The sequence below is a fragment of the Mycobacterium gordonae genome, from assembly GCF_017086405.1.
In the GTDB taxonomy this organism is placed as follows: domain Bacteria; phylum Actinomycetota; class Actinomycetes; order Mycobacteriales; family Mycobacteriaceae; genus Mycobacterium; species Mycobacterium gordonae_D.
The window spans coordinates 5,564,292-5,580,873 of record NZ_CP070973.1; the positions used below are offsets into that span (position 1 = coordinate 5,564,292).

The window sequence follows — 16,582 nt, forward strand, 5'->3', positions numbered from 1 at the left end:
GCTCAGGCGTGGGCTCGCCGTCGCCACAGCACCCATACCGGTGGCGCGACGCCGAGCACGATCAAGACCAGCGCCGCGTACGCCATCGCCCCTTGACCGCCGAGGATGATGTCGCCACCGGGACCACCCAAACTGGCCACCGCCACGGTGAGCAGCCAGGTCCACAACGGGAGTGCGGCCATGCGAGGCGAGGTGGTCCAGCGGCTCGCTGCCCATACCAGGGCGGCGTTGACCAGACCGCTGATCAACGCGCTGATCGGAAAGGGCATCGATCCGATATAGGAGGGCAACAGTAGCGCCCCGGCCAGCGCGGAAAGCACCCCGTCGACGGCCAGCAACGCCAAGACAACAAACCGGATGGCCGGATCCGTCGCGCCGGTCTCCTCAGTCGAGACGACGCGTGGCTGTGTGTCGGTCAGGTTGGAACGCTGTCGATCTGCGAGGCGATCGAACCGAGTACCCACTGCAGGCTGTCGAGTCGGTCCTGCCAGTGCTGCAGATTAGGGTCCAGGTCGGGGTCCATGCGAGTTCCTTCCTCTTCCTTTCGAGGCGGCCTGTGTCAAAGCCTAGTTGCCCGGGCCGGTGATGCCCAGACCGGCAAGCAAATCCGTTTCCCAGCCGCGTTCGTCCCGCTCCCCTGCCGAACCCGCGACCAGAATGTAGTGCTCCTGCGAGACGATGGGCAGTGCAAGGTTATTGGACAGGGCACAGGCCCGTCCGGTCGCGCCCACGGTGAGTTGGGTGGCGTGCGCGGCGAGCGCGGCGACCTTTGCTGCGTGTGCGTCCGCACCGGCCTCCACGACGGCGTTGATGTCCTCGTCGAGGAAGGCGAAGGGGATGTCCTCGGGCGGCAGGATCCATTCGGGACGCAGGTCTTCAGGTACCAACGATCGCAGGCCGGCGACCATGGCGTTCCGGCCCAGGACCGTCCAGTAGAACTTCGGCACCGGCCACGGGTCACCGGGGAAGTCGTCCGCGTCGCCGGCGGCAGCCACCGCCGAGGTCGTGACGGCGTGCGTGCGGATGTGGTCCGGATGGCCGTAGCCGCCGTTGGGGTCGTAGGTCACCACCACATGCGGGCGCAGTTCGCGGATCAGCGCGACGAGGGCGCCGACGGCTTCACGCTCGTCGGCATCGACGAATCGGCGCCGGCTGCGCGGCTCGGTCCCGGCCATGCCGGAGTCGCGCCAACGGCCCGCTCCGCCAAGATAAACCGGACCGTCGACACCCAGTGCGTGCAAGGCCCGGCTGAGTTCGCTGATGCGGTAACCGCCGAGCTGATCCGCGTGGTCGACGGCGAGTTGAGCCCACCGGTCCCCGACAACCTCACCTTCCTCCCCGAGGGTGCAGGTCACGACATGGACCTGCGCACCGCGTGCGGTGTAGTGCGCGATGGTGGCGCCGTTGGCCAGACTCTCGTCGTCGGGATGTGCATGGACGAACATCAGCCGCGGCGTTTCATGCATGGACGAACCCTACCGCCGACCGGTCAGCGGCCGGAAAATCCGCCTTCAGCGAACGATAGGAACGCTAACGGCTACTATCGACCAATGTCGCAGGGGACCAGGACCACATCGAGCGCCAGCCGCAGCCGCCGGCGCGGCGAAGTGCTCGAACGTGCGCTCTACTCGGCAACCTTGGCGGAGCTGGCCTCCGCCGGGTACGGCGGTCTGACCATGGAGGGCATCGCGGCCCGCGCACACACCGGCAAGGCGGCGCTATACCGGCGCTGGGCAAGCAAGCATGACCTGGTACAGGCCGCTATGACCCACAACGTGCCACCGCTGCCGGAGCCGCGCGCCGGCCGCTCGGCCCGGGAGAATCTGCTCGCGGTGTTCACGGCTCATCGTGACGTACTGGCGGGCAAGACCGACTTCCCCGGCCTGGCGATCATCAGCCAGCTGATTCACGAGCCCGAATTGCGGGCGATCTTCGTCGACGCCGTGGTGGTCCCGCGGGTCAAGATCGTCGAGTCGATCTTGAAAGCCGCGGTCCACGATGGAGATATCGATCCGGCGACGATCACCCCGTTGACTGCGCGCATCGGATCGGCTCTGATCAACCAGCACTTCATGCTCACCGGCACACCGCCGACCCGCCGGGAACTGGCGCTGATCGTGGATACCGTCATACCACCCAAAAGCAAGGCAGCGCATGTTAATTGACATCCGCTGCAACGTCGCGCCACTCAGCCGCCGGTAATCAGACCAGCCAGATCCAGCCCGGCCGCCAAGCGCCGGTCGAAAGCAGCGAACCACCAATGGCGCCGCCGCTGAAGACCCTGTGCACGGCTGCCCGTCGACCGACTTTACGTGAGGTTCGCTGGAACTTGCTCACCCACAAGCGCATTGACGGCATACCCGCCCGAGTCCGCCGGTGCCCTGCCCAGATCGAACCTGCACGTGAGCACCCCGTCTAGAGCCTTGCCAGAGCCGAAGATTGCTTGCTCTCAGCCGATCTCGTCGAACACCAGATTCGAATCGAAGGCGATCTGCGCCTGCCGCCGCCGATCGAATGGCCTGCACAAACTGGTCGTCAAACTGTGGCGCCTGTGCGTCGAGGGCCTGAAAGGTCTGCCCGTACGTGCCCGAATAGTGCTGACGTAGCGGCGAATACCTCGTCCGCGCCAGCGGGCTACCCCGAGGTCGTCGCCGCTGCGGCGGCCGAACCGGCGGCTCCGGCCAGCGAGCCGATGCTGGCCAGATCAGTTGCCGCAGATGCCAGATAGTCCGGCACGACCCCCAAATGGGCACGTCTGCCCGTTTCCCTGCTCGGCAACAGCACTCCCCTGTGCCGATATCCCGGGAGCTAGCCGAAACAACTGTTCGCGACGGGGATATCGCTTCGCCCAGCGAACTCGGCGGCGAATCCGATCGGTCCGCCACCGGGTAGATGACGGGCCGATCAGGGGATGTACCGTGCGCAGCGGCTAGAGGTCCCCGCCGATTTCACCACCGACGCCGACACCGACGGTGCCTCCGATCGTGCCAGTGCCGGTGAGTACGCCCGTCAACGTCGCGTTGATGTTGGCGAGCAGGCTCGGCAACCCGCCGGTGAGGGTCACCTGGATCGGCGACAAGAGACTGCTCAGCACCGCCGCGTCGAACAGCCACTTCTGCTCGAACGCGCCCAGTAAGCCACCGGCGGTGACGCCGCCGAACACGTCTCCCGGAGCGCTGACCAGCAAGCTGCCGGTCAGGTCGACGGCCGGGGCGCCCAGCAGGGCGTTGACGACTCCCTGCGGTGTGCCGACCAGCAGCAGGTTCAGCCCGTTGAAGGCGTTGTTCACCGCCCCGTTGAGAGCGCCGCCCGTCCCGAAGACCATTGTCTGGAACAACTGCTCGTTGGCGACCAGGTTGGCGTTGAATGCCAACTGGCTGTCCACCAAACCCTGCAAACTGGCCGGCGTGAGGTTCAGCTGTGTCAGCAACGACGTGTCGAGACCTGGTATGCCGCCCAGCGCCGCATTCAGCGAAAGCAGTTGGTGGGCAACACCGGTCAGACCTCCACCGATCGGGAATCCGGGCGCCTCCAGCGCGCCGTTGACGATCAAGCTACTCGTCAGGCCCGCGGCCGGCGCGCCCACCACAGCGTTGACCAATTGCTCACCGGTACCCACCAGCAAGTTCCCCGCGTTGACGGCGTAGCCAAGAGGTCCGGCCAGCGCCGGTGCGCCGAACAGCGCGATCTCGTTGGCGACAAGTGCCTCGTTGAAAGCGATTTCGTTGCTGACCAGACCGCCCAAGATGCCGCTCTGCAATTCCTCGAAGCCAGCCAACCCCGTCGTCGGCAGCGCCGCCACCGCGTTCACCAACGCGTTCAAGCCCGCCGTATCGCCGTTGACTGCGCCGCTCAGTGCCGCACTGACCTGACCGCCCAGCGCCGGCAGGCTGACGTTCAGGTTGGCCAGTCCGGCACTGAGGTTGCTCGCCAGGGTGGCGCCGGCCTCGGTGAACGCGGCGAAGTTGGGCACTGCGAAGTTGAAGTTCGGCAGCGCGAAGTTGAAGTTCGGCAGCGCGAAGTTCCCCGACAAGGCGCCGTTCAGTGCGGTGCTGAGCTGAGCGCCGAGTCCCGAGAACCCGCCGGTCAGATTGGCAACCAGCCCAGGCAGATTCGCGGCGAACCCACCCGTCAGCGCCGGCAGGGTCACCTCGAAACTCGGCAGCCCGGCCAAGGCAGCGCTGATGTCGGCCGCGAATCTGCCACCGGTCTGAGCCAACCCGGCCAGGCTGGAACTCAGGCTGGTCGTAAGCATGCCGCCGGTCTGAGCCAGACTCGCAAGGCCGCCATTCACGTTGGCCGCGAACGCATTACCCAGAGCGGCGAAGTCCGGCAGCCCGCCACTGAGATTGCCGGACAGGGCAGCGTTCAGTTGTGCGCCGAGGCCGGAGAGCCCGCCGCTGAAGGCACCGGTGAGCAGGCCGGGCCCGAAGTTGGCGTCGAGGGCGCTGTCGATGACCAGGCTGGTATTGAAGTTGGCCGGAACCTGTGCTCCGAGAAGCAGATTGACGGCCTGCTGTCCCCCACCGACAAGTGAGTTGGCGAAGTTCAGACCGACGTCGGCAGCATTGGACAGTGCGTTGCCGCCACCCAACAAGGCCTGCCGCAGCGCCACCTCGGCGCCCACCAGCGACTGGTTGAACGACACCTCGGCATTGACCACATTGGCGGTGAAGCCCGCCCACGCCTGGCCAAACCCTTCGAGCGACAACGACGGCGCCGCCAGCCCATTGACCAACGCTTGCACGGTATTTGCTTCAGCCGCCGCGTAGGCACCGGCACCCGCCGTCACGGCCTGCACGAAACGTTCGTAGGACGCCGCGACCTGCGCGCTGACCTGTTGATACCCCGCGGCATTCTCCGAGAACAGCGCGGCTATCTGCACTGACACTTCGTCGGCGGCCGCGGCTAGCACGCCCGTGGTTGACGCAGCCGCTGCCGCATTGGCGGCGCCCAGCGCCGACCCGATACCGGACAGATCTGCGCCGAACGCCGACATTATTTGTGGCTCGACAAAGACAAATGACATGGACCGACCCCTGACCGCAGTGATTGCTGGCTTACCCCGGCCCGATCAGGTGCCCTCTACCCCCGACCGAAGCGTATCGCGGGGGTTGACCGGAGCGTGCGATTTCTAAACGTGGATTTTTGTAACAATTTGTCGCAGTCCCAATTGGTGGGTCCGCACGAAGCCCCGCGGCATGCTCGCAGTTTCGGGAAGATGACCAAATGATTTGGATCGCATGAAATTCGGGCTATTGCCCGACTTTGACCCACTGCCCGGCGTCGCCGACGATGCCGACCGGGACCGCGCCGGTCAGGCTGACGTTCTGCACACTGGGGCCGGCTCCCACGATGGTGGTGTCCTGCAGGATCGGTAGCACCGTCGCCATGTTCCACAGCCGTGGCTCCACCGCGGTGATCACGTCATTGATGTTCTTGGATCCGTTGAGGGCGGCGTCGATGTTCGATTCGATACTGCGGTCGCAGATTCCAGTCAGGTTCGACGGTGCTTTCACCAGGGCACCCGGCTCGGGCTGGCGGCTGGGGGTCGTCGGGGCCGACGTGGTGTCCGGTGCTGCCTGCGTCGTGGCACCGGAGGGCGACGGGGATGTCGCCGCGGTTGTCGTCGGGTAATGGAAGTATTCGGGGCGGGCACCTCGGTCGCCTGCAATGCGGGGCACCCGAACCGGGAAGCCAAGGAAGTGGCCAGGTTTCCGCCCGCCTGATGCCAACCCACCAACGCGTCCACCTGGTGGTTGTTCAGCGCGTCGCGGTACAGCGTCACCGGGTCCAGCGCCAGCACGCTGGCGGCGATACCGACGTTCCGCAGCTGGTCAGCGGCGGTATTCGCGACCGCAACCGACGTCGGGTCGTTCACCGCCACCCCGATCACCAGCGATAACTGCTTGCCGTCCTTGCTGATTCGGCCGCGGATGACTTCCGGCGGTCCGGTGCTCACCGGCGCCGTCGAAGTGGGCGCCGTCGAAACCGATGTGCTGGTTTCGATTTGAAAGCCGGCGGCCTCCAGAAGTCCCATCGCCGCCATCGTGCTCATGGCCGGCGGTGCGGTCGGCACATATCCCGGATCACTGGGCGAACGAATCTGCGCCTGGGCCAGGGTGACGGTGTTGTCACTGCCGGCTCCCACCGCGGCGAGCAGGTCGACGTCGACCAACCCCAGGATCGCCTTGCGGACCTGGGAATCGGCCAGCTTGGGCTCGTTCGCCCGTAGCGTCAACTGCATGACCCGGGGGGTCACGATGCGGGCGGTCCGGACATCGGGGATCGCGGACAGCTGGGCGAAGGCTGCCGACCCGCCGTGCACCTGGGCCACCTGGGTGTCGCCGTTGCGCACCGAATCGGCCAGGGCGGCCGGGGCGCCGGCCCGCCGGAACTGGATCAACGCCGGCTTGGCGGGCGGTCCCCAGTATCGGTCGTTGCGGGCGATCAGGATCTCGTCGCGTTGCGGGTCGATGTTCTCCACCCGGAACTGCCCACCGGTGACCGGCAATGCCCGCGCCAGGCCGGAGGCGAACCCACCCGGCACGTCTTTGACGATGTGCGCGGGCAGCAGGTTGTTGAACAACTCCCGCCACGCCGGGTAGGGCTGCGCGAAGGTGACGACAGCCTGTTTGCCGCCTTCGAGCGACTGCACAGCAGTAATGAGGTCATAGCCGGCCGGGTCCACCACCCCGGGCTGACTGACCATCTGCCGCCACAGATACCAGAAGTCGTCCGCGGCGATCGGCGCGTTGTCCGTCCACTGGGCTTCGGGCCGGATCTTGTAGGTCACCGTGAACGGGTTCTCGCTCGTCACGTCGGCCGCCACCAGCAGTGTCGGGTCCATCTCCCACCGCGAACCCGTCGAGGAGTTGGGATCGGGCACCGGACGGAAAGCACTGGGTAGCACCAGGGCGCTGATCGCCGCGTTCACCGGGGACAGGTCCGAGAGCAGGTGCGGGTTGAACCCCGCACCGATCGAGTCGATACCCATGATGATCTGGGTGGGGTGCTGCGGCGGTGGCGGCGCGTTGTGCGGGGTGTCGGTGCTCTGTGGCGCCGGCGGCGGACTCACCGTGCATCCCGACAACACCAGGCCGATAGCCGCCACCAACACGCCGATCGCCACCAGGACGTGGCGGGCTCGGTGCAGCACGCCAATCAGGGTATCGAGGCGCACGCGGCCTACCCGCGAGCCTTGGCGCGCGAGCGGCTGCGGGCGCGCGAGGTGGCGTCCAGCTCGACCTTGCGGACCCGCACGATCTCGGGAGTCACCTCGACGCATTCGTCCTGGGCGCAGAACTCCATCGCCTGTTCCAGGTCCAGCTCGAGCGGCTTGGCCAGGGTCTCGATGACGTCGGCGGTCGACGACCGCATGTTGGTGAGCTTCTTTTCCCGGGTGACGTTGACATCGAGATCCTCGGCCCGCGGATTGATCCCGACGACCATGCCCTCGTAGGTGTCCTGGCCGGGTTCGACGAAGAACTGGCCTCGGTCGGCGAGTTGGATCAGCGCGAACGGCGTGATGGCGCCGGCGCGGTCGGACACCAGCGAACCGGTGTGCCGGGCGCGGATCTCACCGGCCCATGGCCGGTAGCCGTCGAACACGGCGTTGGCGATGCCGGTCCCGCGCGTCAGGGTGAGGAAGTCGGTGCGGAAACCGATCAGGCCGCGGCTGGGGACGATGAAGTCCATCCGGACCCATCCGGCAGCGTGGTTGGTCATCTCCTCCATGCGACCCTTGCGGGCGGCCATCAGTTGCGTGATGGCGCCAACGAATTCCTCGGGGCAGTCGATGGTCATCGCCTCGAACGGCTCATGCAGTTTGCCGTCGATGGTTCTGGTGACCACCTGCGGCTTGCCGACCGTGAGCTCGAATCCCTCCCGTCGCATCGTCTCGACCAACACGGCCAGCGCGAGCTCGCCGCGGCCCTGGACCTCCCACGCGTCGGGCCGGCCGATGTCGACGACCCGGATCGAGACGTTGCCGACCAACTCCGCGTCCAGCCGGTTGCGGACCATGCGCGCGGTCAGCTTGTGGCCGGACACCTTGCCGGCCAGCGGCGAGGTGTTGGTGCCGATGGTCACCGAAATGGCCGGCTCGTCGACGTGGATACGCGGCAGCGCATGGGCGTGGTCGGGATCGGCCAGTGTGTCGCCGATCATGATCTCGGGCAACCCCGCGACCGCCACGATGTCCCCCGCCGCCGCCTCCTGCGTCGGACTGCGCTCCACGCCCTCGGTGGCCAGCAATTCGGTGATCTTGGCGTTGGTGATGACGGGCACTCCGTCCACCTCACGCATCCACGCCACCTGCTGGCCCTTGCGCAGCTTGCCGTTGTAGATGCGGATCAGGGCCAGCCGGCCCAGGAAGGCCGATGCGTCGAGGTTGGTGACCAGCGCCTGCAGCGGCGCCTCCGGGTCTCCCAGAGGTGCCGGAATGTGCTCCATCAGCACCTCGAACAGCGGGTCGAGGTTGTCGCCGGCGGGCACCTCACCGTCGGCGGGTTGCTCGGTGCTGGCGATGCCCGCCCGCCCGGAGGCATACAGCGTCGGCAGGCCCAACGCATGCTCGGCCGCGGCGGCCGCTTCCGGGTCGAGGTCGGAGGCGACGTCGAGCAGCAGATCGTGGCTGGCGTCGACCACCTCGCCGATCCGGGCGTCCGGCCGGTCGGTCTTGTTGACGACGAGGATCACCGGCAGATGCGCCTGCAGCGCCTTGCGCAGCACGAAGCGGGTCTGCGGCAGCGGGCCCTCCGAGGCGTCGACCAGCAGAAGCACCCCGTCCACCATGGACAGGCCGCGTTCCACCTCGCCACCGAAGTCGGCGTGACCGGGCGTGTCGATGACATTGATCACCGTCAGCGTTCCGTCCGCGTTGTGACGGTGCACGGCCGTGTTCTTGGCCAGGATGGTGATGCCTTTTTCCTTCTCCAGGTCACCGCTGTCCATGATGCGTTCCTGGGTGTCGTCACCACGGTGGGTCAGCGCACCGGATTGTCGCAGCATCGCGTCGACCAGGGTTGTTTTGCCGTGGTCGACGTGGGCGACGATGGCGACATTGCGGAATGGCACGTCGGTGATTGTGGCAGCGGGGGACCCCCGATAGCGAACTGGCGGCGAATTGGCCAGCTCACGACGTCTGTGCCTGAGTAACATCCCCGCTATGGACGAGGTGGCGTTCGGGCGCTACCGGCTGATCGAGTTGATCGGCGAAGGCGGCATGGGCCAGGTGTTCCGGGCGAATGACACCGTCATCGGCCGCGAGGTGGCGATCAAGGTGCTGCCGCCGGAAATGGCCGGTTTGCCCGGTTACCGGGAGAGATTCCGCCGCGAGGCGCAGATCGCGGCCCGGCTGACCGAGCCGCACATCGTCCCGATCCACGACACCGGCGAGATCGACGGCCGCCTCTACCTGGTGATGCCGGTGATCGAGGGCGTGGACGTGCAGACACTGCTGGCGCGGCAGGGCCCGATGGACCCGGCGCGGGCGGTGCGGGTGATCCAGCAGTTGGCTGCGGCACTCAGCGTCGCCCACCGCAACCGGCTGGTGCACCGCGACGTCAAGCCGTCCAACGCGCTGTTGACCGCTGACGAGCATGTGTACCTGATCGATTTCGGCATCGCGCACGACGCCTCGGCCACCCGGATGACCCAGACCGGCATGATGGTCGGCACCTTCGCCTACATGGCGCCCGAGCGATTTCTGGCCGGATCCGTCGATGCCCGCGCCGACGTCTACGCGCTGGCTTGCGTGCTGCACGAATGCCTCACCGGTGCGAGGCCCTTCCCCGGCGACAGCATGGAGCAGCAGATCGCCGGACACCTGACCATGGATCCGCCGAAACCCAGCAAGCTCAACCCCGCCGTTCCCAGCGCGTTGGACCACGTCATCGCCCGCGGGATGGCCAAACAGCCCAACGAGCGGTATCAGACCGCCGGGGAGCTCGCCGCCGCCGCTCACGACGCGATCAGCGGTTCTCCCCCGACACCGCGACCACCGGCGCCCCCGGCGCCCCCGTCGCCCGTCAGGCCGGTTGCCCCGACCATGCCCGGCACCCAACAGCATGCCAACCTGCCCACGCAGCAAGCCGTCACCCTCGTTGCGCCTGCCGAGTCCCGACCGACCATCGGCGCAAGCAGGCTGGGGTGTGCGCTGGCCGGTGTCGCCTTGCTGTCGCTGGCAGCCACGTACCTGCTCGTTCCATGGCGGAGTGGCTCGTGGCAACTGATCCGCTACCTCGTGCCGAGCGTGCTGATGTGGCTGAGCTTTCTCGGCCTGATCCCAGGCCTTGTATTGCTGGCGAAGGGCCGCGGTCGCGCCTTTCCCGATCGGACGATCGTGGGTACCGCTCTGGTCACCACCGGTGTTGGGACCGCGTTGTGCCGCGTCCTCTTCCCCGGCGACCTGGTCGCCGTGAGCGCTGGACTGGGCGTCATCGGGTCAGTGCTGTTGGTCGGCGCCCTGTTCCCCGCCCCCACCCGCTCACTTGCCCGCGCCTACGTGATGTGTGGTTCCGCTGTCTTGGCTCTGGGCTTTTTCGACTTGGCCGAGGCGCCCCTCAAAGGGGTGAACTTGCATGCGATGGCACTGTTCTCAGGTGTCGCGATGGGCCTGGTCGTGACGACTGCCGGCGGCCTGGCGAGTCAGTGGCTTCGGCGACAGGCACCGCAACGGCCTGCCGAGCGTGCGCCCGCCACCGGGGCTCTCGCTGCTGCACTGATCGGTGTCTCCGCGCTCGCCTTGGCAGTCGCTGCCCTCATTGCGCCGTGGCGCGGCCACTTCAAGCTGAGTTACTACCTGCGGGACGGGTACACCTATTCGAGCATTCTGGTCTGGATGCTGCTGCTGGGCGTGATCCCGGGAGTCGCGTTGCTGCTGGCCGGACGGGGGCGGAGGTACGCCGACCTGACCGTCGCAGGCTGGGGATTACTCGTGCTGGCACCCGCTCCGCTCCTGCTTCATTGGACAGTCGTGGTGCCGCCGACGGTGGCTCTGCTGCTGGCCTTGGTCGGCTCGCTGCTGTTGGCAATTCCCGCCTATGTTTACCCTGGCCGGGCGCTGGCCCGCACTTGTATGTCTTGTGCCACAGTTATTTTGGCCTTAAGCCTGATCGGCTGGACCGGTTACATCGGCCATTGGACGAACTTCGATGCGCTGAACTACCAGATCGCCAGTGGTGTCGGCGCCCTGTTGCTCCTCGCCGGCGCCTTCGCACACGTGCTCGCCCGGCGGGTCGGCACCGCTGCGCCGAAACGCTGACCGGTCAGCTCAGCGCCAACAACAGGTCCGGCAGCCACTTGCGATCGGCCGGCACCCAATTCACGTCGGTGAGTTCTGCCGGGGCGACCCAGCGCAGCGCCTGGTGATCACGTGGGTGTGGTTCTCCGCGTGACAACTCGACACGGTAGGCGCGCAGCGTCAGCGTGTCGTTCAGCGTGATGTCCTCACCTAGGCGTTCACCGACCCTGACCTCCACTCCCAACTCCTCGGCCAGCTCGCGGGCCAGCGCCTCGGGCTCGGTCTCCCCGTCGGCGACCTTGCCGCCGGGCAGCTCCCACAAGCCGGCAAGGTCGGGCGGCCGGCTGCGCTGCGCCACCAATACCGACGACCGGCTTATGATGGCGCCCGCGACGACGATCTGGGTCGGCATGGCCAGTGACGGTATACCGTCGGTGTCATGGCTGTTCTCACCGATGAGCAAGTAGACGCCGCACTGCCCGAACTGGACGGCTGGGAACGCGCCGATGGTGCGTTACGCCGCTCCATCAAATTCCCGTCATTCTTGGCCGGTATCGACGCCGTGCGCCGGGTGGGTGAGCGAGCGGAAGCCAAAGACCATCACCCCGACATCGACATCCGTTGGCGGACAGTTACTTTCGCGTTGGTCACGCATTCCGAGGGCGGGATCACACCGAAAGACGTCGACATGGCGCGCGACATCAACGGCATCGTCGGGGACGCCTCGTCCGCGTAGTCGAGCCGGTCGGCCTCGACTCGCCTCGCCGGGCAGCACGCCGCGCGGCGGTCGATGCCGAGCGTCACGCCTGTGTGGCGCGACCCGCCGACCGCGTCGCGGCGATCCACCCCAGCGTCGCCATCGCCGCCACCACGTAGACCAATCCCGCCCAGGCCAGATACCACGGTCGGCTGATCACCCAGATGGTCGGCTGCGCGAAACTCAGCAACCACGGCACGCCGGTCACGGTCAGCAGCAGCCAGCCCCACCCGAGGACCTTTGCCCCGAGCCGCTCCCCCAGCGGCCCGTGGATCAGCCAGACCATCAGCGGCACCAGCCAGACCCAGTGGTGTGTCCAGGAAATGGGTGAGAGCAGCAGGCCGAACAGTTCGACCACCAGCAGCCTGCCCAGCGCGTCGGACTCCGCCAGCGCCCGCCAGGCCAGCACGGCGACGACGGCGGTGACGACGAGGGCGGCCAGCACCAACGGCCCGTAGCCGGCGTCGTAGCCGACGATTCGAGAGATCGCGCCGCGCCAGGACTGGTTGAACGAGGTGGCGATGGGTCCGACCCGGTGCGCGTCGCCGAGCAGATCGGTGAAGTAGTAACGGGCCTGATCGCCGACCACGAAGAGCGACACCCCGATCGTGCACAGGAAGGTCGCCAGCGAGAACAATGCCGCAGACCAGCGGCGCGCACCCAACAGGTAGATGCCCGCGACCGCGGGAGTCAACTTGACGGCCGCCGCCGACCCCACCAGCAACCCGGACAGCCACCACCGGGTGGTGTACACCGCATACAAGACGGCCAGCACCAGGAACACGTTGATCTGGCCGTAGTCGAAATTGCTGCGCAGCGGTTCGATCCAGATGCCCACCGCGGTCCACAACATCGCGGCCCGCCGGTCCGCGGCGGTCCCGATCAACCGTTGACTGACGCGCACCACGGCGTACAGCGCCGCCACTATCGCGACGTGCCACAGGAAAGCCAGCACCCCGAACGGCACCAAGTGCATCGGGTAGAGGACCACTGCAGCAAACGGCGGGTAGGTGAACGGCAGCGGGAAGTCCGGCGTCTGGTCGGCGTAGACATAGCTGTACAGGGTGCCGGGATGATCCAGGGCAGCGGCGCCACCGACATAGACATGCAGGTCGACGAAGTTTGCGCCGTTCGGCGCCAGGTACGTCCAGGCGAAGCGCGCCGAGATGCTCAGGATCAACAGCGGCAGCGCCAGCTTGTGCAGCAATGCTCCCCGCCGCCCAGCGGCACGTGCCGCCGCAGCGGCCGAAGTGGTGTCTATCGGACCGACTTTACCGACGGCCTTGCCGACAACTCGGCCGGCGCTGCGCGCGTCCGGCCCTTTGATAACGGTGCGAACACGATTCCCAGGTCGGCGGTCACCGCCTCCGCTCGTATCGGTAACGATCCCATAAATGCCACACGTGTCACTTGAGTCACTTCTGTACCAAGATAGCTTCGGCTCTGGGACCAGTCATCGAACAATCAGCAATCAGGGAGAGCCATGCCAACCATCTGGACTTACGTCCGAGCCGCCGCCGTCCTGGTCGGTTCGTCCGCCGCGCTACTCACCGGCGGCATTGCCCACGCCGACCCCGCGCCCGCTCCGGCGCAGCCCAACATCCCCCAGCAGCTGATCGCGTCGGCAGCCAACGCGCCGCAGATTCTGCAGAACCTGGCAACGGCTCTCGGTGCCACTCCGCCGGCACCCCAAGGTGTGCTGCGCGCACCCGACCCGGCTCCGGCCGCACCCGGCGGGTTGAACCTGCCGTCGGTGCTGCCAGGGGCGACCGCTCCGGCCCCCGCCGCCACCGCTCCGGCGGCAACACCATCCATCCCCGGAGTGAACGCACCGCTGCCCGGTCTCACCCCACCCGCCGCCCCGGCAGCACCCGCCCCGGCTTCGGTTCCGTCGATTCCCGGAGTGAACGCACCACTCCCGAGCCTGGCGGCCCCGGCTGCCCCGGCCGCACCGGCGCCGGCATCGGTTCCGTCGATTCCCGGAGTGAACGCACCGCTGCCGGGCCTCACCGCGCCGGCCGCTCCGGCGGCACCCGCCCCGGCGTCGATTCCGATCCCCGGGGTCAACACACCGATCCCGGGTGTCACCGCTCCCGCGGCGCCGGCCGTGCCCGCCTCCCCGGCGGCGTCACTGCCCGGTCTGGCGAGCTCGATTCCAGGACTCGCCCAAGCGGCGCTGCCGGCCATCACGTCGGGGATTCCGGGGCTCTCGGGCGCCGGCGCACCCGGGGCGAGCGGTCCGCAGACGTTGCTCGCCGCGCTGCCCTGAGCTCAGTCACCACCGACGGCTGACCTACTACCAACAAACCGGGAGAAAACACCGTGGCAAGCACTTGGAATCTGTCCAAAGGTTTGGCCGCAGTCGTCGTCACTTCGGCTGCCGCGCTCATGCTCGTTCCGAGCGCGGCAGCCGACCCGGCGACACCGCCGCCCAACCCCACTCAACAGCTTCCGGGCCTGCCGGCGTTGACCGAGTTGAGCCCGATAATCCAGCAGGCAGCCGGAAATCCGGGGCAGGCGACGCAGCTTCTGATGGCCGCCGCGCAGGCCTTCACCCACAATCCGACAGCACCCAGTGAGGCCAAGAACGTCGCCTCGTCGGTCAACCAGTTCGTGGCCGACCCCGCTGGCACACCGCATCTGAGCAGCCAGGTACCTCCCGGTGGCACCCCGCCCGAAGGGGCGGCGGTGCCGCACGTGCCGCCGCCCGGCGTCGAACCCGGCACGCTCCCGCATCTGCCGACGGGCGTCGACCCGAGCCACGCAGCGGGTCCCGCGGCACCGGACGCGGTCCCCTCGGTGGTCAGTCCCCGGCCGGTATCTCCGCCCCCGCCCGGACCGGAACCCGCCCCCCGTGCGCTACCCGCACCCGCACCAGCCGCCGCGCCCGCGGCGGCGCCCGCACCCGCGGCGGCGCCCGCGCCGGCTCCGGCTCCCGCACCAGCCGCCGCGCCCGCGCCGGCTCCGGCCCCAGCCGCTCAACCAGCGCCGGCTCCCGCTCCGGCACCGGCGCCGGCTCCCGCTCCCGCTGCCGCACCGGCGGCCGCCGCTCCGGTATTCGGCCCTGACGCCCCGCCCACCCAGGACTTCATGTACCCGTCGATCGGCACGAACTGCCTCGGGGACGGCACCAATGCCCTGGCCACAGCGCTATCGGTGGCCGGGCCGGCCCCCATCCCGACGCCGGGTCCCGGACCGGGCCAGACCGCCTATGTGTTCACCGCCGTCGGTACCCCCGGGCCCGCGGAGGTGCAGCGGCTGCCCCTGAATGTCACGTGGGTCAACCTCACCACCGGCAAATCGGGCAGTGCCACCCTCAAGCCGCGCACCGACATCAACGGCGAAGGTCCGACGACGCTGACCGCCATTGTGGACACCGGATCGGGCAGCATCATGTCGACGATCTTCGGGCAGGTCACCACGAAGGATCGTCAGTGCCAGTTCATGCCCACCATCGGCTCGACGGTGGTGCCCTGATCACCTAGCGTTGCCGCGAGCACGCGCATGTGTACACCGGCCACGGCGTGGCGTTGTCCACACGCGCGTGCTCGCGCGCGCTACGTCAGTAGGCCATGAACAAGATGGCGTCCCGGTCGTAGTCCAGACCGGGGTGAACGCTGGCCAGGTGAGCCTGAGTCATTTCGACCAACTCATCCTCGTCCTTACCGACGATGGCTTCCCCGCACGGGCACGTTATGTGTGTCTTCACGTTGCCGCCTTTCCTTTCGATGCCGCTTTCATCTGCTTTTTGTACGACCGCACCTGTCCCAGTGACTCAGCATCGACGATATCGGCGATAGACATGTGCGTGCCCGCTTTGCCGTACTCTCCCGCGGCCGCCCGCCAGCCCGTCGGCGTCACGCCGTACTGCTTGCCGAGCAGTGCAAGGAAGATCTTGGCCTTCTGCTCGCCGAACCCGGGAAGCGCCTTGAGCCGCTTCAGCAATTCCTTGCCGTCGGGGTCCCCGGCCGTCCACAACGCCGCGGTGTCCCCGTCGTACCGGTCGACGATGGTCTGTGCCAGCGTTTGGATGCGCTTGGCCATCGATACCGGAAACCGGTGAATCGCAGGCTTTTCCGAGCAGAGCGCGGCGAACTTGTCGGGGTCGTGGTCGGCGATCTCAGCGGCGTCGAGACCGCCCATCCGATCGGCGATCTTCTTGGGGCCGGCGAAGGCCGTCTCCATGGGAATCTGCTGGTCAAGCAGCATCCCCACGAGCAGCGCGAAGGGGTTGGACTCCAGCAACGCGTCGGCGGCGCGATCTTGAACAAGCTGCAGTTTCGGCACGATGTCAGTCTAGAATGATCACGTCGCCGCACCGTGTCAGCGTCGACTCAGCGCCCAAAAGAATTGGTGCACAATCTTTTTAGACGGCTAGCCGCTCTTACGACGGAACTCCCGACGGTTGCCGGCGGCACCGTGAGCCCGCGACTGCTTGCCGCCTCCCTCCCGGTGGTCGGAGCCGCCCGAGGACTTGGCCATCTTGCGTTCGAGGGCTTCGCGGAACTTGCGCTTGTTGTCGTCCTCCGGGGTTTCGGACGATTCCGGGGGGTTCGTGTCGGCCATACCGGCAGCCTATC

The 16,582-nt window shown here is 67.5% G+C and carries 15 protein-coding genes and 1 pseudogene; 5 read left to right on the forward strand and 11 right to left on the reverse strand.

What is annotated here, in order from left to right:
- Positions 1-2 precede the first annotated feature (2 nt).
- Both JX552_RS23625 and mshB read right to left on the reverse strand, forming a co-directional pair.
- Entirely contained in the window at positions 3-464 is a 462-nt protein-coding gene (locus JX552_RS23625; protein ID WP_205874262.1) for a hypothetical protein, read from the reverse strand.
- A gap of 102 nt (positions 465-566) precedes the next feature.
- Positions 567-1,466: an N-acetyl-1-D-myo-inositol-2-amino-2-deoxy-alpha-D-glucopyranoside deacetylase gene (mshB, locus tag JX552_RS23630; RefSeq protein WP_205874263.1), complete on the reverse strand. Its 900-nt coding sequence runs from the start codon at positions 1,464-1,466 to the stop codon at positions 567-569.
- 84 nt (positions 1,467-1,550) lie between these two features.
- Between mshB and JX552_RS23635 the strand changes: the two genes are divergently transcribed.
- Positions 1,551-2,165, forward strand: a complete 615-nt coding sequence (locus tag JX552_RS23635) for a TetR/AcrR family transcriptional regulator (protein WP_205874264.1) — start codon at positions 1,551-1,553, stop codon at positions 2,163-2,165.
- 469 nt (positions 2,166-2,634) lie between these two features.
- Here the strand turns inward: JX552_RS23635 and JX552_RS23640 are convergent, their stop codons facing one another.
- The 4 genes and pseudogenes from JX552_RS23640 to typA all read right to left on the reverse strand — a co-directional run bounded on the left by JX552_RS23640 (position 2,635) and on the right by typA (position 9,078).
- Positions 2,635-2,778: a PE domain-containing protein gene (locus tag JX552_RS23640; RefSeq protein ID WP_205874265.1), complete on the reverse strand. Its 144-nt coding sequence runs from the start codon at positions 2,776-2,778 to the stop codon at positions 2,635-2,637.
- A 151-nt stretch (positions 2,779-2,929) separates the two neighbouring features.
- A complete protein-coding gene (locus JX552_RS33485) occupies positions 2,930-5,029 on the reverse strand; it encodes a PE domain-containing protein (RefSeq protein WP_205874266.1) in 2,100 nt (699 codons plus the stop codon).
- Positions 5,030-5,255: 226 nt separating this feature from the next.
- Positions 5,256-7,165 (reverse strand): annotated as a pseudogene (locus JX552_RS23650) (ABC transporter family substrate-binding protein).
- A gap of 23 nt (positions 7,166-7,188) precedes the next feature.
- Complete coding sequence (typA, locus tag JX552_RS23655; protein ID WP_205874267.1) at positions 7,189-9,078, reverse strand: translational GTPase TypA; 1,890 nt, start codon at positions 9,076-9,078, stop codon at positions 7,189-7,191.
- Positions 9,079-9,169: 91 nt separating this feature from the next.
- Here typA and JX552_RS23660 point away from each other — a divergent pair, with 91 nt between their 5' ends.
- Positions 9,170-11,266, forward strand: coding sequence for a serine/threonine-protein kinase (locus JX552_RS23660; protein WP_205874268.1), 2,097 nt, complete (start codon positions 9,170-9,172; stop codon positions 11,264-11,266).
- 4 nt (positions 11,267-11,270) lie between these two features.
- Here the strand turns inward: JX552_RS23660 and JX552_RS23665 are convergent, their stop codons facing one another.
- Positions 11,271-11,657 (reverse strand): (deoxy)nucleoside triphosphate pyrophosphohydrolase, encoded by a 387-nt coding sequence (locus JX552_RS23665; RefSeq protein ID WP_205874269.1) that lies wholly within the window; start codon positions 11,655-11,657, stop codon positions 11,271-11,273.
- Between the two features lie 27 nt (positions 11,658-11,684).
- Between JX552_RS23665 and JX552_RS23670 the strand changes: the two genes are divergently transcribed.
- Positions 11,685-11,981, forward strand: coding sequence for a 4a-hydroxytetrahydrobiopterin dehydratase (locus JX552_RS23670; RefSeq protein ID WP_205874270.1), 297 nt, complete (start codon positions 11,685-11,687; stop codon positions 11,979-11,981).
- A gap of 64 nt (positions 11,982-12,045) precedes the next feature.
- Here the strand turns inward: JX552_RS23670 and JX552_RS23675 are convergent, their stop codons facing one another.
- On the reverse strand, positions 12,046-13,329 hold the full coding sequence (locus JX552_RS23675) for a mannosyltransferase (protein ID WP_205878646.1): 1,284 nt from the start codon (positions 13,327-13,329) through the stop codon (positions 12,046-12,048).
- A gap of 156 nt (positions 13,330-13,485) precedes the next feature.
- On the opposite strand from JX552_RS23675, the gene JX552_RS23680 reads away from it, so the two are divergent.
- On the forward strand, positions 13,486-14,271 hold the full coding sequence (locus JX552_RS23680) for a hypothetical protein (RefSeq protein WP_205874271.1): 786 nt from the start codon (positions 13,486-13,488) through the stop codon (positions 14,269-14,271).
- 53 nt (positions 14,272-14,324) lie between these two features.
- The gene (locus JX552_RS23685) at positions 14,325-15,479 is read left to right on the forward strand and encodes an Rv1157c family protein (protein ID WP_205874272.1); all 1,155 of its coding nucleotides are present in this window, start codon (positions 14,325-14,327) and stop codon (positions 15,477-15,479) included.
- An 85-nt stretch (positions 15,480-15,564) separates the two neighbouring features.
- Here JX552_RS23685 and JX552_RS23690 read toward each other — a convergent pair whose 3' ends face one another.
- The 3 genes from JX552_RS23690 to JX552_RS23700 form a co-directional block, all read right to left on the reverse strand.
- On the reverse strand, positions 15,565-15,711 hold the full coding sequence (locus JX552_RS23690; protein WP_205874273.1) for a DUF1059 domain-containing protein: 147 nt from the start codon (positions 15,709-15,711) through the stop codon (positions 15,565-15,567).
- A complete protein-coding gene (locus JX552_RS23695) occupies positions 15,708-16,289 on the reverse strand; it encodes an HhH-GPD-type base excision DNA repair protein (protein WP_205874274.1) in 582 nt (193 codons plus the stop codon). Before JX552_RS23695 ends, JX552_RS23690 begins: the two co-directional genes overlap by 4 nt.
- 87 nt (positions 16,290-16,376) lie before the next feature.
- Complete coding sequence (locus JX552_RS23700) at positions 16,377-16,568, reverse strand: DUF5302 domain-containing protein (protein ID WP_205874275.1); 192 nt, start codon at positions 16,566-16,568, stop codon at positions 16,377-16,379.
- Positions 16,569-16,582: the final 14 nt, after the last annotated feature.

Excerpts from the sequence above, each read along its gene's own strand:
- JX552_RS23700 (WP_205874275.1), bottom strand. The coding sequence starts at position 16,568 with ATGGCCGACACGAACCCCCCGGAATCGTCCGAAACCCCGGAGGACGAC.
- JX552_RS23665 (WP_205874269.1), bottom strand. The coding sequence starts at position 11,657 with ATGCCGACCCAGATCGTCGTCGCGGGCGCCATCATAAGCCGGTCGTCG.
- JX552_RS33485 (WP_205874266.1), bottom strand. The coding sequence starts at position 5,029 with ATGTCATTTGTCTTTGTCGAGCCACAAATAATGTCGGCGTTCGGCGCA.
- JX552_RS23635 (WP_205874264.1), top strand. The coding sequence starts at position 1,551 with ATGTCGCAGGGGACCAGGACCACATCGAGCGCCAGCCGCAGCCGCCGG.
- JX552_RS23680 (WP_205874271.1), top strand. The coding sequence starts at position 13,486 with ATGCCAACCATCTGGACTTACGTCCGAGCCGCCGCCGTCCTGGTCGGT.
- JX552_RS23670 (WP_205874270.1), top strand. The coding sequence starts at position 11,685 with ATGGCTGTTCTCACCGATGAGCAAGTAGACGCCGCACTGCCCGAACTG.
- mshB (WP_205874263.1), bottom strand. The coding sequence starts at position 1,466 with ATGCATGAAACGCCGCGGCTGATGTTCGTCCATGCACATCCCGACGAC.
- JX552_RS23660 (WP_205874268.1), top strand. The coding sequence starts at position 9,170 with ATGGACGAGGTGGCGTTCGGGCGCTACCGGCTGATCGAGTTGATCGGC.